This window comes from Aneurinibacillus aneurinilyticus ATCC 12856 (assembly GCF_000466385.1).
Classification (GTDB): Bacteria; Bacillota; Bacilli; order Aneurinibacillales; family Aneurinibacillaceae; genus Aneurinibacillus; species Aneurinibacillus aneurinilyticus.
On the sequence record NZ_KE952833.1, the window covers coordinates 1 to 22,803 of the forward strand.

Below are 22,803 nucleotides of genomic sequence, written 5' to 3' on the forward strand. Positions count from 1 at the left end.
AGTTTGTCGATTTATCAAACCAGATGTATATAGCTTTGACAAGAGAATCAGGTCATAAACTATAAATCTAAAAAAAGTAACTATCCACATGCTGAATAGTTACAATAATTACCCTGGGCCGTTAATTAATTACATTTTAGTTTCCTTAAAAAGAAAGGAAAAAATATTAGAAGTAATCCTACTATTAAAAATAAAGTGCCATAAAAAAGCAAAGGCCCATCTTGAACACTAATTAGAATATTAAGTTTAGTAATTCCTACTCCTACCCCACGAGAATCACTAAAATATATAGATAAAACTTCATAGGCATTGAATAGAACATAGCATCCAAATAGTTGCATTAAAACAAAAAAAATTGTTTTCATTTTCATGAGATTATCCCCCCTAACGTTTTAAGATAACAAGTAGTCTGTATTAATATAATTGTTATTATATATCACAAATATTGTAAAATAAAATATCCCCATATATAGTAAATTATTACGTTATAATAAATGTTAATATTTAACTAATTTTACCAAAGGGGAATAAAATTGAATAAAATCTAAAGAAGTATATAGCTAGGTTTTCTTTACTGGGAATAATGGTGACAGGCCCAATAGCCTCTTCGTCAGTTTTTTCAGCAGAAATCAGCACCGAAAATGTTGAGAGTATATCTGTTGAAAAGGATAATTTGGACCAGGTAAAAAAGAGTCTAAACGAATTTGTGAATGCTATGAATAATGGGGATGCAACTTTAGCTGCCAGTTATGTAGAAGATGTTCGCGTTTATTATGATGATGTGAAAAATGGAAATGAAGGAAAAGCATCTCTGAATAGTTATGATAAAAAAGAAAAAGTTAAATCAAAGTACGCTCAGTATGTTAAGCAAAATGATCAAGACAGAGCAAATACTAAATTACTTTCCGTAACGCCAGATGGTACAGATTCAGCTAAAGCTAAATTTCTTATTTCTGAAAACGAGAGAAAATATATGGTAACATTACCAGTTAAGAAAATCAATGGAGAATGGAAATTGATTGTGGATGGAACTGCGGTACCAGAAAATCAATAAAATATTATAAGGAGATAACTACATATGAAAAAATTGATAGCTACTACTGCCCTACTTGGAGCAACAATTCTAGGAGCACCTCTCGCTTCGGCGGCATCTTATTCTTTCACAAAAATATATAACAGCACAGGTCCAGTTACAAGTGATCAGGGTATCACAGTAACAAATGAAAAGGTTAATTTAAAATACTGGCAAGAAAGCCTTGATGCTGGAAGGCCTAATATGACATATCGCGTAGTTAGAGATAAATGGTGGGGATGGGAAGACTGGAGTACTCCATATACTGACACTGGAGAAGTAAGCAGGAATTTCCCTCGAAGCCATACATTCCAAGGCGTTCCGAACAATGATGGTTATCATATTCAGTTTCAGTCAAACACCTCAAGCGGGACCCAAGTTGGAGGCACTTTTAATCCATAGGTTCTAGGTTACCTGAATTAGTCTTGTTCTACTTGCTTATGCCTCATTATGCGATAGAAGAGGCTGCCTCCAAAATTCTACTTTTTGGACAGCCTCTTCCCTCACTTATCAAGGATTTCGAGACTTGATGGCGATGCGGCTGTATCCCTAAATAATACTTAATAAAAAACAAAGAAAGCACATATTATATTAATCATCTTATTTTTCCTCCGTTATCTCGGTATACCCAGATACCATATCAACGCCGATGCAAGCATAACTAATAAGGTCTAGTCCTAAATTCCAAAGGCCAGGAGGAACAAGCACCCCTTTAGGATACGGTGTTTTTTATTTTGGAGATGTTTTTTAGTAAAGAGCATTGTTGTCAGCCAACCAATCGTTAAATATATGTCTACAAAAAATGAGCGCCAAAAGAAGCGTTCACTTAGGGATTGAAGAAAAACTTAACTAAACAGCTTCAAGCGGGGCAAAAGTAAAAGACCAGTCACATTTAAACTTAATGGCTTGATGTGGCTGGTCTCTTTATTATTTTGTATTATTTCCCACTGAAAGTATAAATTCAGCCATAGTCATTGCAGAATTTACAAGAAGTCTAGCATGATGCTCAGATATACTAATTCTTTGACTTCCAACACCATGCGCATCACTATTATTGTTTCTCATCTCAGCAATAGATGAAACGATTTTTTCCAAACCTGAAAGTAGTGTATTGATTCGTCTATCAAGGTTTTTATCTGTGTGCATATTGTATAACCCTTTTACTTGCTTATAAAGCCTACCTATGTCTCCACTGTCTGTTGGCGTTTCATTCTTGTTTTCGATAACATAACAAAATACTTCTTCTAATAATGTTCTAGATTTAGTGATTGCACTGTCATAACTTCCATTTACCACATCAAGCATTGCCCTCTCAGAAATATCTTTAATGTATTCTCGATCAATGTTTTTTACTTGAGGAGTAGTTACTTTAATCGTAGAATTTATTGGAATAATATGAAATCTTTGATTGATGATAGTAAGTTTATTGCCACCAAAATAAAGTATTCCATTAATCTGTTCTATTACTGTCTTAACGATATAATTATAGATCTCTTCAATCTGATCTGGTGTTTTCCTTTTAAGTTTATCTGTAAATTGCTGTTTTGAAAATAGATAGGAAAGAATATCATTAATTCGGTTAGTCTCAATTCCATGCTTAAGAAGGTTATCTAAGTAATTCCATCTACTTAATGCTCCTCCATTCCATCCGTATGTTTCAGACAGTCCAAATAATTGGGAAATTTCTACTATAGTCGGGTCACTTAAATAAGGCATTGAAATCTCTACATCATCTATTTCTCCAAATTGAGAATCACCGTCTAAAATAGCTAGAATAGCCTTATTTCTTAATAGCTCAAATGGAGATTTTTGCTTTTTATGCAATCATTTCACCTCACAATATTTATTCTATAGTAACCTATCAATTTATTTAATCTGCTGTATTGATTATTTGCTACACCAACCCTAAATACTTCTCAAAGAAATACATCAGTTTTTCAATAATTCCTTGCTTTTTCGCAGCCCTGCCTCCGCCAAAGCGGGATACAGGTGGCATGATTTTATCAATGGCTGTACCGGTCGTCTTAAGCATTCCATCTCGGAAAGCATTGTCGATGAAACGGCGGGTTTCTTCGGGCTTTAATTTTTCTTCTTCTATAATTGCTGAAATATCCGCTTCCTTACGCTCATGGAGGAATTTGCGCCAATCCTCATCCACCTTGGTCGATACATTGACTTGCTCTATAAAACGCTCGATAAGCTCTTTCTTACTTCGAAGTTCAATACTTGAATTGATAGCCTTATCAATAGTTGTAAGAATGGTTTTATCCTTACAGTTGGATTGTTGATATTTAGCTACAAGCATAAGGATGTAATCAATGTTTACCTCTATCTGCTTGACCAGTTCAATCTCAAAAACTATGTCATCATTGATAGTTTCTTTGTCACCATCAGCACCTTTTCTGTATTCCTGATACAGGTCAATATAAATGCTCTGATAGTCCTGAAAATCCCTTTCAGATAAAATCTCATTTCCTTCAAAGTCATCGAAAGAAGTAAGAATGTTTCTAAGCCGAAGTATTGCTCCATATAGCCGTATAAAGTCTTTTTCAGCTTCTTCTCCGAGAATAGGTTGTCCAAGGGGATACTGTGTTGTAAGGGTTGCAATCAGTTCAGCATAGCCCGGCTTGTGTTCACCTTTTTCATCATATCCCTTATAATATTCATCGAATGTTTTTAGCAGTACAATACCGCCTGCATCCTTATTGCCGAATAGTGCAATAGCTTTGTCTGTTTCTTCTTTCAAATCTCTAAAGCAAACGATATTACCATAGGTCTTAACGCTGTTTAGGATGCGGTTAGTTCTTGAAAAAGCCTGAATCAATCCATGCTGTCTCAGGTTTTTATCTACCCATAGCGTATTCAGGGTTGTTGCATCAAAGCCTGTCAGGAACATATTGACAACAATCAATATATCAATCTCCCGATTCTTTACACGAAGAGAGAGGTCTTTATAATAATTCTGGAACTTATCCGAGGATGTATCGTAATTTGTGCTAAATGTGGAATTGTAATCTCGGATAGCCGCATCAAGAAAATCCCTGGAGCTTTGGTCAAGGTTTTCCATATTAAAATCCTCTTCAGGAAGCAGTCCATCTGGCTCTTCTTCATTTGCACTAAAACTGAAAATAGTTGCAATGGTAAGGTTACGGTTCTTTTCAGCTATCTGCTTCTTAAACTCATTATAGTATCTGATTGCCATTGGGATGGATGCAGCAGCAAATATGGAGTTGAAACCGGCAACTCGCCTTGTTTCACGCTTTTCTATCATCTTTTTAGGGTTGTGCTTATCTGCTTCTTCCCATTTCGCAGAGAATGTGTAATAACTATTGCGCTTTGTCTTCTGATCAAAGTGTTCAAGAACGTAAGAAACAATTTCACTGATTCGCTGTGGATCTGCTAAGGCTTTTTCTCTATCTATGCTATAGACTTTTTTATCATTAACGTAATCAGGCATCTTAATGGTATTGATAAAATCTATTCTAAAAGGCAGAACATTCCCATCATTGATGGCATCTACAATGGTATAGGTATGTAGCTTTTCTCCAAAAGCCTGCTCGGTTGTACGAAGCAGTGGGTTACCTCCTGAACTGGCATTAGCAGCAAAAATCGGAGTTCCCGTAAAGCCGAAGATATGGTAGTTCTTAAAACTCTTCGTGATAGCTTGATGCATTTCACCAAATTGGGAACGGTGACACTCATCAAAAATCAATACCACATGTTTCTTGTAAATATCATGCTGTTTGTTTTTACGTATAAATATATCCAACTTCTGAATCGTGGTTACAATGATTTTGTATTCATGAGGATTTCCTTTTTCATCCCTGTCCTCCAATTGTCTTTGAAGAACTCTTGTGGACGTATTACCGTTAGCTGCTCCCTTTTCAAAACGGTCATATTCCTTCATAGTCTGATAGTCTAGGTCTTTACGGTCAACAACAAACAGTACCTTGTCTATGTAAGGCAAGGCAGAAGCTAATTGGGCTGTCTTAAAACTGGTCAATGTCTTACCAGAGCCTGTTGTATGCCAAATATATCCTCCAGCTGCAGTTGTGCCCATCTTCTTGTAGTTGGTTGATACTACAATACGTGATAATATACGTTCTGCAGCAGCTATTTGATAAGGACGCATTACAAGGAGCAGATCTTCAGATGTAAAAATACAATATTTTGTTAGTATATTTAAGAGGGTATGCTTGGCAAAAAATGTTTTAGTAAAGTCCACAAGGTCAGGAATAATTTTGTTGTTTGCATCTGCCCAAAAGCTGGTAAACTCAAAGCTGTTGCTTGTTTTTTTGCTTCTTCGACGTTCACTACTGCTTTGCTCCTTGATATGAGCATTTCTTGTGGTGTTACTATAATACTTTGTATGGGTGCCATTGGAGATTACGAATATTTGTACATACTCAAATAAACCAGAAGCCGCCCAAAAGCTGTCACGCTGGTATCTTTTTATCTGATTGAAAGCTTCACGGATAGCAACACCACGACGCTTTAACTCTACATGAACTAGTGGAAGTCCATTTACAAGGATTGTTACATCATATCGGGTTTCATGCTTGCCGCCTGCTTCTTCATATTGATTAATAACTTGCAAACGATTGTTATGGATATTCTTTTTATCCAAAAGGTATATGTTCTTTGTTGTTCCATCTTCACGTTTTAGAATCTGGATATGGTCATCTTGAATCTTTCTGGTTTTTTCAACAATACCCTCATTTGTATTGGCAATACATTCTGTGAAAAATCTATCCCATTCACTGTCAGTAAAAGTGAAGTCATTAAGCAGTTCAAGTTGCTTTCGGAGATTTTCTATCAATGAAGCTTCATTGTGTACTGAAATATATTCATATCCTTGGGAAGTTAGTTGCCTGATAAACTCCCGCTCAAGTTCTGCCTCGCTCTGATACTTTTCAGGACGGACATTATATTCAGCTGCATATTCAGCAACAACCGTTGCTTCATCAGTACTGGCAACGATGTTGTAAATGCTCATGCCGTCACCTCCTTGAAAGATAACAGTTTATCTCTGTAATATTCATATTGCTTTTGCCGTGCTTCGATTTCGGCCGGAATGCCGCTGGTTAAGTCGTTGCAGAGGGCGTCAAAGCGATCGAGGATAGCTACGATGCGCTCTTGTTCTTCTAAGGGTGGAACAGGGATTTTATAAGCCAATAATTTATCTTGTCTTAACCTTGTTACCTTTGCACCATGAGCAAATTTTTCTTTGTATCTGCTAAAATCTGTTGTTTGTAATAAATAGGTTATATATTTTGTGTTTTGATTATGTCTAAAGGCAAACATATCACCACTTATACATATATCTCCACCAAGCCAAGCCAAAGGCTTACATACATCTTCAACATTCTCACTTACACCTGCAATGAGTACATCTCCCTTTTTAGCCTTTTTCAGTTTTTTTGATTTGTCTACTGAAACAAATGATATTGTTTCAGTAGCGCTTGTACCATAGTAAGTATGTATTTGTCCGTAATGAATACATGGAAAACCTTCTTCTACAAAATCAGATTTTAATAATCCACTTCCTCTTATTAATTTTCCAATCTCCCCTAAAGTCTTCCACTCTACCTCATCTCCAAATGTCAATAGCAAATCCCTATAATACTCATACTGCTTTCTTCTTGCTGTAAGCTCTGCTGTAAGCTCTGCTGTAAGCTCTGTGAAATTGTCCAGAATACGGACAATTTCCTGCTGAACAGCTAGAGGGGGAAGGGGAACGGAAATCCTTGCCATGACGTTGCTCATCAATTTTGGGTTACCCATACCATCATTAACATATTTTTTTGCATATACTTGCAAAACATAAAATAGAAACTTAGTACTTACCAGTTCATTATTTTTAACCCTTAATAATCCACAAACATTTGTTATACTAAATTTTTCGTTAATATGATAAAAAACAGAACCAGCGTTTGCTCCATCTGTTGTCCATGTTACGGATTCGCAGTCATAGTCAAAAGTATTTATGTAGCCAAAAACACCGTTATTTGCTGTTTGTGATGAATAAACGGGATAAACACCAGTATTTTCTCTTAGATAATTTTTGGACATTACTCTCCCACGTGTAATATCACAAATTTCTTCCACTGTTACAAACTCCACTCCATCTGGACAAAGTTCAGCAATCAATTCATCTAACTTACTCATTTGCCCACCTCAATTTCTGCAATAATCTTATCTATTTCTTCCCGCAAAATCTGCTCTCTCGCCACAATTTTTTCTATCTCAGCATTGAGGGCAACAATATCAATCTTTTCTCTGGTATCCTCCTGTTCAACATAGGTAGAAACAGACAGGTTATAATCTTGTTCAGCTATTTCACTGTTTGGCACAAGCCTAGCAAAATGCTCTATATCTTTTCTATCTTTGAATGCGTTAAGAATGGTCTCAATATTTTCTTGTGTAAGCTTGTAGTTATTCGTAACCTTGACAAATTCCTTTGATGCATCGATAAATAAGGTGCTATTTTCTGATTTAGACTTCTTCAGCACCATAATGCAGGTAGCAATGCTGGTACCATAAAACAAGTTATCCGGTAACTGAATGATACAGTCGATATAGTTATTATCAATCAGGTACTGCCTGATTTTCTTTTCAGCGCCTCCGCGGTACATTACACCGGGGAAACAAACGATAGCCGCTGTTCCGTTTGTTGCAAGCCAAGAGAGACTATGCATAATAAAAGCAAGGTCTGCCTTAGACTTAGGAGCCAATACTCCCGCTGGAGAAAAACGGGGATCGTTAATCAAAATAGGATCATTGTCGCCCTTCCATTTAATAGAGTAAGGTGGATTTGATACAATGGCTTCAAAAGGCTCATCATCCCAATGTTGCGGATCTGTTAGTGTGTCCCCAAGGGCAATATCAAATTTGTCATAATCAATATCGTGCAGGAACATATTAATTCTGCACAGGTTGTAGGTTGTAATGTTGATTTCTTGACCGAAGAAACCTTGACGTACATTTTCTTTTCCTAAGATTTTTGCAAACTTTAGCAGTAGAGAGCCAGAACCGCAGGCGGGGTCATATACCTTGTTGACTTCAGTTTTTCCTACTAATGTTAAGTGGGTAAGGAGTTCAGAAACCTCCTGCGGCGTATAGTATTCACCACCACTTTTTCCTGCATTGGATGCATACATACCCATTAAAAACTCATAAGCATCACCGAATGCATCTATGGTATTGTCTTTGTAATCTCCCAGCTTCATTTCTCCAACAGAATTCATTAGCTTAACCAGCTTTTCATTACGCTTTACTACAGTGTTTCCTAGCTTATTGCTGTTAACATCAATATCGTCAAATAGGCCTTTGAAATTATCTTCACTCTCTGTTCCTTGCGCAGATGCTTCTATATTACTGAAAATCTGCTCTAGTGTTTCATTTAAGTTTTCATCGTCCTTAGCACGAGCTCGGACATTTTCAAAAAGTTGGCTGGGTAAGATAAAGAAGCCTTTAGTATTAACTAAATCCTCTCGTGCCTGTTCTGCTTCTTCGTCGGATAACTTAGCATAATCAAATTCCGTATTGCCAGCTTCCCATTCTCCGGCGTTAATATAGGCGGTAATATTTTCAGATATGTAGCGGTAAAAAAGCATTCCTAGAACATATTGCTTAAAGTCCCAGCCATCTACACTGCCTCTTAGATCATTTGCCATATTCCATATCGTGCGGTGTAATTCCGCCCGTTCCTGTTCTTTTCTGTTATTTTCCATAACTCTACTCCCTTTCTTCAACCATATTAGGCACTAATTCCATGATATCTTTAAAATCAACGCCAAGCGCCGTACAAACCTTTACAAGAACGTCCATACTGACATATTCATTTTTAGAAAGCTTTGAAATTGACGATGGACTTATTCCCGCAGCAGCTTGTAAATCTTTCTTCTTCATATCGCGGTCTATCAACAATTTCCAGAGCTTTTTATAACTAACGGTCATCTTGGTCACCTCTTTATATATCTTTATATCTTTTTTCCGTTATAGCACATTTTCTTCAAATATAACATTATAATTATGCGTTTGTGAAGTAATTTTACAATGTTAATAAAAATAGTGATGGTTGTGTATGCCTTTCATTTTTCTCTTTTATTCAAATAAATACTTTTAGACAAAAAAGTCGGAAAGCCCATTGTAAGACTCAAACTATAGCTTTCAGCCTTCTTAAACTAAATATCGCTTTCGCTCAAATTTGAGCAAAAGCATAAGCATTACAGCTGTCTTTTCTGGAAAAAAGACAGGCTGTTTTTTTATTTTAGGGGTTCGAATCAATAGAATTCTTCGCTTATGAATGAGGAAGAAAAATTTTTTTCTAAAATCCTCAACTAATGTGTTCTACCAAGGCTATAAGGTGAGAGGAAAAATAATCCCCATTAGCTTCCAAGTTAGAAATTAATGAGGCATATAGCTAAGGGGTTAATAATTTCGGCTATTAGTAGAGGAAAGCAATACACAGAAATATTTGTTCCGGCACTCAAACTGCAGGCTTGTGTCTTGTGCATGATGAGAGGAAATTGCCTTAAAAATACTTTGTGGATTTGCCTTTCTCATGAACAACCAATAAAAGCATAGTTTTTCTCTCACTGCTCCTTGACAACTGAATACCCCGAAATGCAAGAGATACTTCAAGCAGAATATGCCATGACGATAATTTCGAGCGTATTCCTTGAAAGATAACGAGGTTGTGTCAAACAAGGCAAACCCTCTTGAACCGTAGCTTTTCGGGTCATTTATAACAGGCAAGGAGGTGAAATAACTGAAAACAAAATATGATAACTTGCCACAGATGCTTAAAGATAAGCCACAGTTTTGTTGTTGGAAATATGAAGCGCGAAGTGGTAGAAAAACCAAAGTTCCCTATAACCCAGTAACGGGAAAAAGGGCAAAAACAGATCAGCTGAGTACATTTTTAGATTTTAGTTTGGCGGTAGCTGCTATAAGTGATTATGACGGTATCGGATTTTTGGTGGGTAATGACATATGTGTTATCGACTTAGATGATTGCTTTGATAGCAGCGGTAAGCTTAAGCCTATTTCCCAAAGTGTTGTAGACGCTTTTAGTGGTTGCTATATGGAACACAGTCCATCTGGGAAAGGGTTGCATATTTTCTTTAAGGCCACTGGCTATAACTTTGACAAGACAAAATATTATATCAACAACAGAAAGTTAGGAATCGAGGTCTATGTGGGCGGAGCAACAAACCGCTTTGTTACCGTAACAGGCAATGTGTATGCAAATGGTGATATACCGGAGAAATCGAATGAACTACAGATGATACTAGACAAGTATATGCTGCGTCCTACCCCTGTGAAGCAACTAGTAGATATAGAAAGCCAATCCTATCTGTCTGACAAGTCTGTTATTGAGAAGGCTTTTAAATCAGTAAACGGAGAAAGGTTCAAAGCATTATGGCAAGGGGATACATCTGGCTATGCTTCTGCCAGTGAAGCTGATTTGGCACTTTGCGGTATGCTGGCATTTTGGTGTGGCAGGGATATTGGACAGATGGACAGACTTTTCCGGCAGAGCGGCCTAATGCGAGATAAATGGAATAGACCGCAGTCTGGCAGTACTTATGGAATGATAACCATAGAAAAAGCAATTGCAAATGCTACTGAAATATATAAACCAGGTGGTAAGCGTTCATCAGCTACAGAAGATTTTGGAGAATGTTCCCTTGCTGGCTTTAAGCCTGAGAGTAACGATCGCTACCCTTGGACGGATATTGGGGCAAGCAGGCTGTTTGCTGATTATTATAAGTCTTTTGCCCGCTATGTTCCTGAAAGGAAAATGTGGTTTTGCTACGAAAATGGCATTTGGATTCCTGATGTCGGTAATCTAAAAGTAATGGAAATGTGTAAATCATTGGCTAATCAACTGCTAACCTATGCTTTGACTATTCAGGATGAACATCAAAGAAAGGCATACATTGACTATTGCCGAAAGTGGCAGTCAAGAAGATACCGAGAAACGGTACTTAAGGATGCACAGAGCGTATATCCCATATCAATGGCTGAATTTGACCAAGACCCGCTTATGCTCAACTGTGCCAATGGAACCTTGTTTTTAATGTCTATGGATTTTCGTCCCCACAACAGCGAGGACAGACTTACAAAGATATCTGGCGTTAAATATGACCCAGAAGCAAAAAGTGAGCGATGGGATAGATTTATTCATGAGATTATGAGCGGAGATGAGGAAAAGGCAAAATTCCTCCAAAAAGCCTTTGGGTACAGTATCAGCGGAGACACTCGTTATGAATGCCTGTTTGTTCTCTATGGTGCTACAACTCGAAACGGTAAAGGTACGCTATGTGAGAGCATTCTTAAGGTATTAGGCAGTTATGGCTGTACCGCAAGGCCAGAGACTATCAGTCTGAAAAAGAACAATAACAGTTCAAGTCCAAGTGAAGATATTGCTAGGCTTGCAGGAGTACGCTTTGTGAATATCTCCGAGCCTAGCAGAGGACTTGTCCTAAATGCTGCACAGGTAAAAAGCATGACGGGTGGTGACACCATCAACGCAAGGTTTCTACATGAGAATTCTTTTGACTTTTCTCCAAAGTTTAAGCTGTATATCAACACCAATTATCTGCCCGTTATTACGGATATGACGCTGTTTTCCAGTGGCAGAGTAGTGATTATCCCTTTTGAACGACACTTTGATGAAAGCGAGCAGGATAAAAACTTAAAACGCGAATTCGCCAAACCGAAGAATCAGAGTGCTATCCTCAACTGGCTAATTGAAGGCTATCAGCTGTTAAAGAAAGAAGGCTTGACTTTACCTGATTCCGTTAAGACAGCAACGGAGGCTTATAAGCGTGACAGCGACAAAATAGCATTATTTTTCGAGGATGCCTTGGAGGAAAGTCCTAATAGTGAGGTGCGGACATCCGAAGTGTATGCCCGGTATCAGCGTTGGTGCAGTGCCAATGGATGTTATTCGGAGAATGCAAGAAACTTCAAACAGGCATTAACAGCTATCGCCCGTGTAGAACGGAAACGACCACGTTCTGGTGGTGGAATGACCACAATGCTTATCGGATATAAGCTGACAGAAGAAGAATTTCTTCTTATTTAAACACAGTGTAGCAGCTTGTAGCAAGAAAAACAGGTTATATAAAAAATCGCTCTCGTATAGAGAGTTTAGTTTTTACCTGCTACATCTTGCTACAAAGCTTAATACCACTAAAAACACTGGATACAACTTAATGTGTTGATACCTGCCCCTAGGGGAGGTCAAATCTCCACACCTTTACATCTGGACAACGGGCGTGGGGCAACGCGTAAAAAAACGCGGTTTCAAACGGGGTATATACCCCACAACCAATTTAAATTTAGGAGGTAAACGATTATGGCAACATCAACAACTTATAATAGAGCGTTTTGGAATGTTATGAAAGGAAAAGAAGAAAATAATCAAAATCTAAGTGAGGGCTTTGATAATGTAGGAGCCTATGTCGCACCAGATGAGTTCAGAGAAGGCTTTAACACTACTTTGGCAAAGGAAAATATATTCCGCAGATTTGCTACTGTTATCAATCTATCTTCTGCAGAAGGTAAAATTCAAGCGGTATCCTCAACGGGTACAGCAGATTGGGTTGAAGACGGAGATCCAATCCCCGAAAGTGCCGATACATTTACACAGTTTCTGGTGAAATCATATAAGCTGGCATCTCTTGTCAAGCTAAACCGCTCATTCGTCACCGATATGAACTTTAATCTTGAAAAATATCTGATGGGTGATTTTGCGAAGCGTTTTGGTAAGGCTGAGGAAAATGCATTGCTTAATGGAAATGGCACAACTCAGCCAACAGGTATCCTTACGGCAGACGCAGATGTAACTACAGCAGACAATAGTACCATCTCTTTTGATGAGATCATCTCTCTGTACTTTTCATTAAAAGATGAATACCGAAATAACGCTGTGTTTATCATGCACGATAATACAGCTATGCTTCTTAGAACCCTTAAGGATACAAGCGGCAGTTATCTGTGGAATCCTTCAGATAACACCATCTTCGGAAAGCCTGTAGTTACCTCTCCATATATGCCTACAGTATCAGCAGGAGCAAAAAGCATTGTATTTGGAGATTTATCATACTACTGGCTGATTGAACGTCAACCAATAACGATAAAAAAATTAAGTGAGTTATATGCATTGCAGGGGCAAATTGGCTTTTCTGCTTACGAAAGATTGGATGGGAAGTTGATTCAACCGGATGCTCTGAAAATATTACAAATAAAAGCTTAAATAATGGATTAGGCACTGAGTCATCAATTCGGCTCAGTGCCAGTTCCATCAAAACATCGGACAGGAGGTCACGATATGGAAAACCAAATTAGCAGCCGCACAACCAAATCCGATATCGGAGGTACGGTCTATGTGGTGGAATCACGAGTAAGTGATTCAGCAAAGGAAAGTGCATATTCCAAGCTGAAACGACTGATTACAGTCAACGCAAAAAGCCTTTCAAAGTTATCAGATAGTTCATATAAACCCACGGAAATCAACTCGACTTCTTCAAGGTAGTACGGTAATATACATAGTGCTAAACCGCTTGAAGACTGTCGGAAATGGAGGAGAAAAATGAATAGACAGTCAACATTTAGCACTATACTTAAATCAACAATAGCATTTGAAGAAGCGAAAATTACTGCTCTTTACTGCAGGCTTTCACGTGATGATGAGCTTGCAGGAGACAGCAACAGCATAGTGAACCAGAAGGCAATTCTAAAAAAATATGCTGAGGACAACGGTTTTCGCAACATCGAATTTTATGTGGATGATGGGGTCAGCGGTACAACTTTTGATAGACCAGACTTTAACCGCATGATTGCTGATGTAGAGTCCGACAGAATTGGAACGATTATCATCAAGGATATGTCCCGCTTCGGCAGAGATTACCTCAAAGTAGGCTATTACACAGAGATTATGTTTCCTGAAGCAGATGTACGATTCATTGCTATTAACAACGGTATTGATAGTGCAAACCAAGCAGACAGTGACTTTACACCGTTTCTTAACATTATTAATGAATGGTACGCTAAGGATACTAGCAAGAAAATCCGTGCTGTGTTCAAATCCAAGGGACAGTCCGGTAAGCCACTCTGCACCAATCCGCCTTACGGTTATATTAAAGACCCTGAAGATAAGTTGCACTGGATAATAGATGAGAAAGCCGCCGAGGTGGTCAGAGATATTTTCCGACTGTGCATGGCTGGCTTTGGACCCACGCAGATAGCAAAGCAACTTGAAAAGCGATGCATTGATACACCTACGGTTCATCTTCGCAAAATGGGTATTAACACTCCAGCAAGACCACCTGAAAACCCATATGCTTGGTCGGCTCGTACCGTAGCAGATATTCTGGCTAAAATGGAATATCTAGGTCACACGGTAAATTTCAAGACTTCTAAAAAGTCATATAAGAGCAAAGTCAAGATATTAAATAATCCAGAAGATTGGCTGGTTTTCAAAAATACCCATGAAGCAATTATTGATAAGGGTACTTGGGAAACAGTGCAGAAAATCAGAGATGGCAAGCGAAGACCATCGCGATTAGGTGAAATGGGAATGCTTTCTGGCATGATGTTTTGTGCCGACTGTGGGGCAAAGCTGTATCAGGTTAGAGGCAAGGGATGGACACACGATAAGGAATATTTCGTTTGTGCGACTTACCGCAAGAAAAAGGGTATGTGCAGTTCACATCAGATACGCAATGTTGTAGTGGAACAGCTTTTGTTAGAAGACTTAAGACGTGTAACCTCCTTTGCCAAAGACCATGAACAGGAATTCATCCGTATAGTTATGAATAATTCAGAAAAGGAACTTGCCAAAGAACTCCGCCAAAGTCAAAAGGAATACGAACAAGCACAGACTCGCATTGCTGACATAGACAAAATCATTCGAAAGCTATATGAGGACAATGTGATGGGCAAAATTCCCGAAGAGCGTTTTTACAAGATGTCGGCTGAATATGAAGCCGAGCAGAAGGTCCTGGAAGAAAGGATAACCAAATTAAAGCATACCATTGATACAGCAAATGAACAGTCCCTCAATACCGACCGCTTTTTGGCACTAGTAAAAAAGTACACAGAAATTACAGAATTGGATGCAGAGATTATCCGAGAGTTCATTGATAAAATAATTGTATTTAAGGCTGAAAAGGTAGATGGCCACAGAACCCAGCGGATTCAAATTTTTTATAACTGCATTGGCGCTATCGATTTACCAAAATAAACGAAAAAACGGCATAGCTGAATATCAACGACTATGCCGAATTTTTCAGGAATTATAAATCCCTATCTGACCGCTCCTAACGGTGCTCATTTTTTAAAAAATTAGTCTTGATAACGGCCATATGGCGAAATAAAAAAGGCCGACATAGGTCGGCAAGGATAATGGTTTAGAGGTTACTAAGAAAAGTTTTACACCTTCAATATACTGAATTTCATGAAAGAGGTAAATAAGTTAATTGGTGGGATTTAATGAAAAAAGAGCCAGTCAGAGGACCGGCAAATAAAAAAGCTATGAAGGATACCTAAGCCTTGGAGGGGGAACACCAAGCCTCATAAGGAATATAACACAAGCCTATGAACGGATGAAATAGAACATACGGGAATGTAAGGAGAATGTAAGAATGAAAAGAATCGTTTGCTTAGTTGGAGGATCAGGGAGTGGTAAATCGACAATTGCTCAACTACTGGAAGAACAATATGGACATACATCCATTCCAAGTTATACAACACGGCCGTCACGCCATCCAAAAGAAAAAGGACATATATTCATTCATTAGTCAAAAGGAATTGGATGCTATTCGCCCTGACTTGGTAGCTTATACAAAGTTCTCTGGCGCTGAATATGATGCTACCCGGCAGCAAATCGAAAAACATGATATCTACATCATCGACCCAGCTGGAGTTGATGAATTGGCTGCCCATATTAGACGAGAAAACATGACTGATACCCAAGAAAGACACCGGAGAATGGAAGCGGATCGCGGACTTGAAAAAGCGAAGGAGCGAATTATGCACGATATTGGGAAATTCGCAGGCTTTGATAATTATGATATGGCTCTTAACAACCGAACTACGAATGACTTAGATAGGTATTACTGGATAACGCAGCAAATCGAACATTTACGGGAAGTAATTCGATTCGGAATAAATAGAAGTGATGATGTGGCAGCAGGTACAACTGAGTACGGCATTGAAGCAACATTACCCAAAGCAAAGGGCGAAAATAGTGATCCCGTTTTTAGAGCAGCGTGTAATAACCTGTGAGCAATGGAGCGGCTAAATGGACGATTAAAACGTTTTGAAAACAAGGTAAAGCAGGTCGATGTGTTTGTGGAAAAGAATAACCTATCTAAAAAAGAACAGATTGTCCCCGAGGGCATTATGGATGGCCAGAAGATGAAAGATATCACAGGTCGGGGTATCACGTACAAGAGCACAGGAATGAAAGCTTGGAGTTGTAAAAAATCTGACTTGGGCTATCTATGAGGAGAATAAGAGGGGGAAAGAAAAGGTGCTCTCTTGATGAGAATATCTTTTTTTGAGTCGGATAATCTAGTTTACGTTAATTAGTAATTTAAGTTAAAATAAGGAAAAAGAGTATACAGTGGGAATCGATTCATTTATGACCGAATCATATTTAAACATGCATTTCCCTCAAAATGAAATGGAAGGATCGGAATCGTTGAATGATATTTAAAAAAACGCAAGATGTATGGAGGAAGTTACTAAAATGAAAAAAAGAGAGATCATTATTTTTCTTCTTGTCATAGCTCTAATTTCTACCCCTTTTATTTACATTAAAACCACATTAATCAGTTTAGAAAATAAGGTCCACAATTATCTAGTGATGGAAAAAGGGATAGAAAACAGTAACATTTCCAGTATTAAAGGTCTTGTTGGTAAAGCTCCATTATTCGCTGTAGAAGTTGTTTTTACAGATGAAACTGATGTGAGATATTTGTATAGAGAAATAGAAAGTGGAGAAATAATCCAACTAGGCCCGTCACTTAAACCAGAAGGTTATAGGTACAAACATATGGAAAGTTAATATTAGTGGCTGTGGCACCTTCTAGAGTTAATTATATATGTTTTCGTTTTTTACATGTGAGGAAAGAACAACCTCGCTCAGAAATATATGTTTCTGAGCGAGGTCGTAAATATTTGATGTATTTTCGTTGAAGAAAAAATTTTTGTATCAGTTGCATTGTGGAAATTTAGATTGACACAACGCTTCAACCGATGATTTATTTTTTTACTTTGATACTACCTTGTAGTGAAAGTTTAGAAGAGTCCCTGATCTGATCCGGATAAATATGGGTAGCTCTACTTTTAAGAGTAAGATTACGGTCTGATATATCAATGTTATAGGCATAGATATAAGCTTGCCATACAAATTTAGAGCAATAATTTAGTTTGACATTATCAAGATCCATATTGAAGTAATACTTTTCTATATCATTAATATGGTTTTTCGCCCATACACCAGCCTCTGTACCGCCATCTCCACGACGTAGAATGCTGATCGTATCCCCCTCTGCAAAAAAATTTACGTAGTGGTCAATTGTGTCGGTCCTCCCTGGTCCATTTGGATGTGCGTGATGAACGTTAAGACTTTTCCCTACAATTGCTACATGACCAACAAAATAGGTCGATAAACTTTTTTTGGAATAAAGTACGTCTCCTGCTTTCATTTCGATTGTTGTTCCTGGATATTTAGCCATTTTGAATTTCCTCCCGTTTTTTGTATAAAGGAGACGAAAGGGATGCAGTTGGGAATAGGATCATCCCTATCCTTTTCCCTCTGTTTCGTTTTCCTATATATAAAAGAGAAATAAATATCCCTTTTGGCAACCATTCGAAAAAAATTTTTTGAAAAATAATAGCGCTCCTTAAGAGCGCCGGCTACTTCCCTCTATTTGATCCAAAAAATCATAAAACCCAGGAGTTGCTTCCAAGTTATAATGCTGAATCGCCTCAATGAGTTTTATGCTTAATTCTTGTGCTAAATCTTCGCGTTCCTGTACAACAGTTTGATGTAAAGAAGCCTGTAATTTTGGCTTAAATGCCTCAATGATATAGGTCATGGAATTCTTGTTTTTATTCTGTGCTTCTTTTACCAATTCAGGTAGATCAATTGTCGTATACACCATTTTTTCCTCCTATGTAACTGCGAATTTTAGCGAGAGCTTTCTTCCTTGCTTTTCCAATGGCTTGATGAGACAAACCCACTTTTAGTGCGATTGCTCGATCGCTCATATTATGCAGATAAGCAAGATTTAGTATTTCTTTTTCCCTATCATTAAGGGTTCGTAAGGCTCTTATTAATGAAGACTGGCTGACGTTTTCTTCTAAGGTGTCACTTTTGCTACTGATTAGGTCATCTATCTCCGCATCAGGTGATGCAATCAAATCAACCATAGTAACACTCACATCCTCGGGAGATGTTCCAATCGGTTTGTCTAGAATAAGAGCGTATTTCTGTTTGTATTTGCGATTTTTCTTATCGTAATCAATAGCTCCATAGTAAAGAATGGTCGAAAGGAAATTAATAATGCGAATGCGTTGATAAAATTTTTTAAATGCGTAATCTAACGCTTTTTGTTTTTCTGTGGTTGGCGAAGTAACCGCCTCTATAAAAAGGGTAAGATGCGCCTCCTCTTTTAGAAAGTTCTTTAACACGGGATTTGAAAATGATTTTGAATACTTGTAGATAAATTTTTGGATACTTGGACTGTCTTTAAAAGAAGAAAAACACAATACAATCATCCTCCTTTTACTATATAAAGAGGAATTTACTGTAAAAATGGCAACTGAAATAGGAACTTTTGTTCTTATCTATATTTCTATTTTATTACATTTTAGAAATCAAATAAATAGGTTTCCATAAGTATTATGAATTCCTCTTTATATATAGAAACTTCATTTACCTTACAAGCACAACAGTCTGTTCTAATAGAAATTAAAACGAAAGGAGGGCGGAATATGCCTGACATGACCATAGTTCAACGAGTAGCTGAATCCCAATATGTCTTCGGTATTCTCTTTATTTTCTTGTTTTTAGCTGCAACAGTAGCAGGTACATGGCTATATAAAAATTTGCTAAAAGAAAATGACGAAAGAGAACAGAAGATTATAGAGATGCATGAAAAAAGAGAGCGTGATTTGTTAAATATTAACTTTGATTACAGAAAGGAGAGCCAGGGGCGGGAGAAAAAACTTCTCGAACATCTAGAAAAAACTACACAAGTCCAAACAGAAATGTCGAGAACCATAGAGAGGGTGCAAGGAATTCTCTCCGCATTAGAATTGAGTGTAAAGGAGGCTCGTTTAGAAATTTCTTATTTAAAGAAGGGGGCCGGTCATAAATAAAATTGTGGCTATGGAGAAAATGTGGAGGAATATTTCATGGAAAAACAACCGTTTGTATGGCATCTAGTTATTATAATGCCGTATCCAAAAGCAGGATGGAAAGAATGAGTGAAAGCTCATTGGGAGTGGGCCAGGCTATGGAGGGACCAAGGGAAGTGATATGAGCACAAAGCAAGGAAGCTAGAGGTGCTGTGGCTACGTTACAGGATGAGAGAGAGCAGAAGGAATATGAAGATGTATGAAATCGCTCAGCAGCTTGATGCGACCCGTCAGACGGCGTATCAGATTCGTCGGTCGATGATTCGTAATTTAGCGTGGGATATGTATGAGGATGAAGTGAGGAAGGGCCTGTCGGCATAGTAGCGGTCCTCTACGCTTCCGTGTGGGAGACGAACTGACGCCCGTTTGGGGCAAGGTGTGGTGACGATCCACTTTGGATCATACTGGATCATCAACACCCTTGAAAAAAGATGACTTATATACAGAATGGATATTTTTTGGCGCTGCACAATTAACTATGCTTTCTATCGAACGTAACTATTTACAGGAAGAACAGCAACGTTTACTGGAAACACGAACCGTGAAAGAGCGGCTTCGTACAGACGCAAAAAATGGATTTCGTAAATTTAATCGAATTTTCTTTAATGTGGCATTGCAAGGGCCGGAGAAAATTGTTTAAAACTATGCCAGAACGTACGTTTATTCTGGATGAAACAAAAAGACCCCGAAGTGCTAGAATTTTTTGATCGCATTTGAGAATATACTGTACCTTCTGTTATGCTGACATTCATTATGCCATTTATAGAATGGATAACAGAAAAACGGATTGATTTTTGGTATGATATCATTCCGGCACGAGAAAAAAGCCTGTTTTTAGAAATGCAGTATGGACCTAGTACACGCGAGATTTCTAAGGGGAGCGGAAATTTATTTAAAGGTTCACCGCGTAAAATCGATAACTTACTACGAGGAACTACCGGACAATTAGGTGATATAGCATTACAAACAATTGATGATTAAAGTTCGTTTTCCTAAAAGCCAGTGAAGGGACGAGCTTTGTAGACAAGACGCTTAAAACAAATGCCGCGAATGCTCGTGCAAATGGAATCCATGTTGGTGCCTACCATTTCGCAAGATTCGGAAGTGTTGCAGAAGCTAAAGAAGAAGTACAACATTTCTTAAAAACTGTTTCTGGTGTTAAGTTTACTTATCCACTCGTCTTGGATTTAGAGGAGAACAAGAAAAAAGCAAGTAAATCCGTTTTGATAGATGCCGCAATAGCGTTCCTGGATGCGATTGAAAAAGCCGGGAAGCTATTTTACAAAAGGAAAAAGATAATGACAATGCTCCGCTGTCCGTATGATGGTGGGGCATTGTTGTTACTTTAGTTAAATGGTTTACATGTTGATTACCATCAGACACTATGGCATACGGTTATCACTATTTGAATTTGGAGGATGGATAGGATCATTTGCAGGGCTATATCCATTTCCTTTAACCAGGTCTTCTGTTCTTCTTAGTTTTCTAACTGGTTTTGAAAAAACAGCATATGCAATAAGACAAATAATTACAATGGCAGAAACCCACCACATCATTATCACCCCATTCCACATAAGTCGGTGTTTATTCACCACATCAAACACGAAGAAATCACGAAAAACCTTGGCCAGTTTCTATATTCATTCTACTTTGCTGTCTATGACAACATTCCTTTTACTATCCCTAGTATAAGCGGACGAACCAATACGCATTTTTCTTTTTCACACTTTATGGTTTTTAGTCTGCTTATTGTTGATTGGTTCCACACTAGATATAGTTTGTCCGCTGCTTTTTCTCGTTGCTGCTCCAAACATCGGACTATAAGTTAAAAAACGCCACAGTTTTTCCAAAGGACCATATTGAAATTTTCTTATCCATAAAAAACTTAATCCGATTTGAACCACATAAATTATAATAGCCAAAAAGAGATCTTTTAGCATTGAAATATTTAAATCCATTTTAAATATTTTAACTAAAGCTAAACCGATTAAAGTTTGTAATATGTAATTAGTAAGCGACATTCGGCCTACATATCCAATGGGCTTCAAAATTCGTAGAAAGAATTTTCGTTCTAACAATAAAATAAATGTTGAAATATAAAATATCGATAGTGGAATTCCACTAAAAGCAACAATTTCTGAATTTACAAAAGAAAAAGAGTATTCCGGCCTAGATAGAAACTCCCTTAGAATTGCATATAAGGTAGGAATGCTAATAACAAAAGAAATAATCTGGATGCTATAAATTAAATTTAAATTGTTAGATATATTTATAAGTATTTGTTTCTTTCCAGCATAAACTCCTAGCAACAACATGATCAATATGGGCATTGAAAACATAGGTTCAAAATGAATTCCTATATCAATTTTATTCATCATAATTAGATACACAAGTGTTAATACAAAGGCAAATAGTAAAATAGTTCTTGTTCTTCGTCTATAAAAAGGTATAAGTATAAATCCATATATCGCATACTTCTTTAGGATATCACCATGCCATATCATCTGATGTATTATGCCAAAAAGTAGTAAAACAAGAAGTCGACGTGTAAACAGAAAATAAATATTTTGTTGCCCCCGGTATTCCGCCCGTGACATAAATATATAAAAACCTAGGCCAAATAAAAAAGAAAATATGGGATAAAATTTTTGTTGAATAAACAAGTCATATGAAAGCCTAATAAAAGCATCTATTCCTAAATAACTAGCCCCAAAATGATTCTGATCAAAACTAGGCATATTAACAAGTAATATGCCAAAAAGAGCTACTCCACGTATGATATCAATGGAAGTATTACGTTCGTCCTTATAAATTGGTTTTAGTTCCATTTCTTTTTCCTTTCTTGAAATTTATCAAGCGGCTATTTAGTACCTGCAGTACATATGTATCTGGTGCCGTAAACCATACCATATTGCCTGATGAACCAATATACTTAGTATCTCCTGATACTCCACGATAATTTGAACTGGCTAATTCGTATTTGGCGTTTACTTTTAATTGAACACGCTTAGTAACGTCCATAGGTTCTACTTGTACATTTGTAGCGGAAGATGATGCATTAATATCTGGTACTACTGGCGTTGCTGATACAGCAGACATACTTCCTAAAATAGACAATAACTTTTTACTTCATTGATTATTACCCCCTTTATTTTATATAAATTACTATAAAAGGTAAAATGTATAATATGTAGAAGTAAGGGGAATTTTGTCGAAAGCCCAAAAAATATATTTTATTCATATTGTTGCAATGTGAACTACCCACCACTTAAAACCTGACGATT

At 37.5% G+C, this 22,803-nt stretch carries 25 protein-coding genes and 1 pseudogene; 14 read left to right on the plus strand and 12 right to left on the minus strand.

Annotation, left to right across the window (positions count from 1 at the left end; all coding sequences use genetic code 11):
- Positions 1-125: 125 nt before the first annotated feature.
- Positions 126-371, minus strand: a complete 246-nt coding sequence (locus HMPREF0083_RS16555) for a hypothetical protein (protein ID WP_021622745.1) — start codon at positions 369-371, stop codon at positions 126-128.
- A gap of 212 nt (positions 372-583) precedes the next feature.
- Here HMPREF0083_RS16555 and HMPREF0083_RS16560 point away from each other — a divergent pair, with 212 nt between their 5' ends.
- Both HMPREF0083_RS16560 and HMPREF0083_RS16565 read left to right on the plus strand, forming a co-directional pair.
- Positions 584-1,054 carry a hypothetical protein gene (locus HMPREF0083_RS16560; protein ID WP_021622746.1) on the plus strand — a complete coding sequence of 157 codons (471 nt, stop codon included), beginning with the start codon at positions 584-586 and terminating at the stop codon, positions 1,052-1,054.
- A gap of 24 nt (positions 1,055-1,078) precedes the next feature.
- Positions 1,079-1,474 carry a hypothetical protein gene (locus HMPREF0083_RS16565; protein ID WP_021622747.1) on the plus strand — a complete coding sequence of 132 codons (396 nt, stop codon included), beginning with the start codon at positions 1,079-1,081 and terminating at the stop codon, positions 1,472-1,474.
- 525 nt (positions 1,475-1,999) lie between these two features.
- Here HMPREF0083_RS16565 and HMPREF0083_RS16570 read toward each other — a convergent pair.
- The 5 genes from HMPREF0083_RS16570 to HMPREF0083_RS16590 form a co-directional block, all read right to left on the minus strand.
- On the minus strand, positions 2,000-2,896 hold the full coding sequence (locus HMPREF0083_RS16570; RefSeq protein ID WP_021622748.1) for an abortive infection family protein: 897 nt from the start codon (positions 2,894-2,896) through the stop codon (positions 2,000-2,002).
- Positions 2,897-2,966: 70 nt separating this feature from the next.
- Positions 2,967-6,068, minus strand: coding sequence for a type I restriction endonuclease subunit R (locus HMPREF0083_RS16575; protein ID WP_021622749.1), 3,102 nt, complete (start codon positions 6,066-6,068; stop codon positions 2,967-2,969).
- Positions 6,065-7,240, minus strand: a complete 1,176-nt coding sequence (locus HMPREF0083_RS16580) for a restriction endonuclease subunit S (RefSeq protein WP_021622750.1) — start codon at positions 7,238-7,240, stop codon at positions 6,065-6,067. Before HMPREF0083_RS16580 ends, HMPREF0083_RS16575 begins: the two co-directional genes overlap by 4 nt.
- A complete protein-coding gene (locus HMPREF0083_RS16585; protein WP_021622751.1) occupies positions 7,237-8,805 on the minus strand; it encodes a type I restriction-modification system subunit M in 1,569 nt (522 codons plus the stop codon). The genes HMPREF0083_RS16580 and HMPREF0083_RS16585 overlap by 4 nt, the downstream gene beginning before the upstream one ends.
- Positions 8,806-8,809: 4 nt before the next feature.
- Positions 8,810-9,031, minus strand: a complete 222-nt coding sequence (locus tag HMPREF0083_RS16590; RefSeq protein WP_013810668.1) for a helix-turn-helix domain-containing protein — start codon at positions 9,029-9,031, stop codon at positions 8,810-8,812.
- Between the two features lie 844 nt (positions 9,032-9,875).
- Between HMPREF0083_RS16590 and HMPREF0083_RS16595 the strand changes: the two genes are divergently transcribed.
- The 7 genes from HMPREF0083_RS16595 (at position 9,876) to HMPREF0083_RS16625 (ending at position 17,159) form a co-directional block, all read left to right on the plus strand.
- Positions 9,876-12,170, plus strand: coding sequence for a phage/plasmid primase, P4 family (locus HMPREF0083_RS16595; RefSeq protein WP_021622753.1), 2,295 nt, complete (start codon positions 9,876-9,878; stop codon positions 12,168-12,170).
- Positions 12,171-12,443: 273 nt separating this feature from the next.
- A complete protein-coding gene (locus tag HMPREF0083_RS16600; protein WP_021622755.1) occupies positions 12,444-13,343 on the plus strand; it encodes a phage major capsid protein in 900 nt (299 codons plus the stop codon).
- A gap of 75 nt (positions 13,344-13,418) precedes the next feature.
- Positions 13,419-13,622 carry a transposon-encoded TnpW family protein gene (locus tag HMPREF0083_RS16605; RefSeq protein ID WP_021622756.1) on the plus strand — a complete coding sequence of 68 codons (204 nt, stop codon included), beginning with the start codon at positions 13,419-13,421 and terminating at the stop codon, positions 13,620-13,622.
- A 57-nt stretch (positions 13,623-13,679) separates the two neighbouring features.
- On the plus strand, positions 13,680-15,332 hold the full coding sequence (locus HMPREF0083_RS16610; protein ID WP_021622757.1) for a recombinase family protein: 1,653 nt from the start codon (positions 13,680-13,682) through the stop codon (positions 15,330-15,332).
- A gap of 400 nt (positions 15,333-15,732) precedes the next feature.
- Positions 15,733-15,888 carry an AAA family ATPase gene (locus tag HMPREF0083_RS30175; protein WP_021622758.1) on the plus strand — a complete coding sequence of 52 codons (156 nt, stop codon included), beginning with the start codon at positions 15,733-15,735 and terminating at the stop codon, positions 15,886-15,888.
- A gap of 31 nt (positions 15,889-15,919) precedes the next feature.
- Entirely contained in the window at positions 15,920-16,375 is a 456-nt protein-coding gene (locus tag HMPREF0083_RS16615) for a hypothetical protein (RefSeq protein WP_148315997.1), read from the plus strand.
- 466 nt (positions 16,376-16,841) lie between these two features.
- Complete coding sequence (locus tag HMPREF0083_RS16625) at positions 16,842-17,159, plus strand: DUF3139 domain-containing protein (protein ID WP_040303243.1); 318 nt, start codon at positions 16,842-16,844, stop codon at positions 17,157-17,159.
- 196 nt (positions 17,160-17,355) lie between these two features.
- Here HMPREF0083_RS16625 and HMPREF0083_RS16630 read toward each other — a convergent pair whose 3' ends face one another.
- From HMPREF0083_RS16630 to HMPREF0083_RS16640, 3 genes are all read right to left on the minus strand, one after another.
- Positions 17,356-17,832 (minus strand): C40 family peptidase, encoded by a 477-nt coding sequence (locus tag HMPREF0083_RS16630; protein ID WP_040303245.1) that lies wholly within the window; start codon positions 17,830-17,832, stop codon positions 17,356-17,358.
- A gap of 168 nt (positions 17,833-18,000) precedes the next feature.
- Positions 18,001-18,261: a helix-turn-helix domain-containing protein gene (locus HMPREF0083_RS16635; RefSeq protein ID WP_021622763.1), complete on the minus strand. Its 261-nt coding sequence runs from the start codon at positions 18,259-18,261 to the stop codon at positions 18,001-18,003.
- A complete protein-coding gene (locus tag HMPREF0083_RS16640) occupies positions 18,242-18,877 on the minus strand; it encodes a sigma-70 family RNA polymerase sigma factor (protein ID WP_021622764.1) in 636 nt (211 codons plus the stop codon). The genes HMPREF0083_RS16635 and HMPREF0083_RS16640 overlap by 20 nt, the downstream gene beginning before the upstream one ends.
- Before the next feature lie 126 nt (positions 18,878-19,003).
- Here HMPREF0083_RS16640 and HMPREF0083_RS16645 point away from each other — a divergent pair, with 126 nt between their 5' ends.
- The 5 genes and pseudogenes from HMPREF0083_RS16645 to HMPREF0083_RS30180 form a co-directional block, all read left to right on the plus strand.
- Positions 19,004-19,480 (plus strand): hypothetical protein, encoded by a 477-nt coding sequence (locus tag HMPREF0083_RS16645; RefSeq protein WP_021622765.1) that lies wholly within the window; start codon positions 19,004-19,006, stop codon positions 19,478-19,480.
- A 228-nt stretch (positions 19,481-19,708) separates the two neighbouring features.
- Positions 19,709-19,840: a hypothetical protein gene (locus HMPREF0083_RS29815; RefSeq protein WP_262360683.1), complete on the plus strand. Its 132-nt coding sequence runs from the start codon at positions 19,709-19,711 to the stop codon at positions 19,838-19,840.
- 73 nt (positions 19,841-19,913) lie between these two features.
- Entirely contained in the window at positions 19,914-20,159 is a 246-nt protein-coding gene (locus tag HMPREF0083_RS16650; RefSeq protein ID WP_040303249.1) for a hypothetical protein, read from the plus strand.
- 98 nt (positions 20,160-20,257) lie between these two features.
- Positions 20,258-20,500: an LPD38 domain-containing protein gene (locus HMPREF0083_RS16655; RefSeq protein ID WP_021622768.1), complete on the plus strand. Its 243-nt coding sequence runs from the start codon at positions 20,258-20,260 to the stop codon at positions 20,498-20,500.
- 11 nt (positions 20,501-20,511) lie between these two features.
- A pseudogene (locus HMPREF0083_RS30180) lies at positions 20,512-20,868 on the plus strand (glycoside hydrolase family 25 protein); the annotation flags it as partial.
- Positions 20,869-20,901: 33 nt separating this feature from the next.
- On the opposite strand, the gene HMPREF0083_RS28195 reads toward HMPREF0083_RS30180, so the two are convergent.
- From HMPREF0083_RS28195 to HMPREF0083_RS16665, 3 genes are all read right to left on the minus strand, one after another.
- Entirely contained in the window at positions 20,902-21,075 is a 174-nt protein-coding gene (locus tag HMPREF0083_RS28195) for a hypothetical protein (RefSeq protein ID WP_155847241.1), read from the minus strand.
- 165 nt (positions 21,076-21,240) lie between these two features.
- On the minus strand, positions 21,241-22,347 hold the full coding sequence (locus HMPREF0083_RS16660; RefSeq protein WP_021622771.1) for a DUF418 domain-containing protein: 1,107 nt from the start codon (positions 22,345-22,347) through the stop codon (positions 21,241-21,243).
- Complete coding sequence (locus tag HMPREF0083_RS16665; protein WP_021622772.1) at positions 22,325-22,618, minus strand: hypothetical protein; 294 nt, start codon at positions 22,616-22,618, stop codon at positions 22,325-22,327. The genes HMPREF0083_RS16660 and HMPREF0083_RS16665 overlap by 23 nt, the downstream gene beginning before the upstream one ends.
- Positions 22,619-22,803 lie beyond the last annotated feature (185 nt).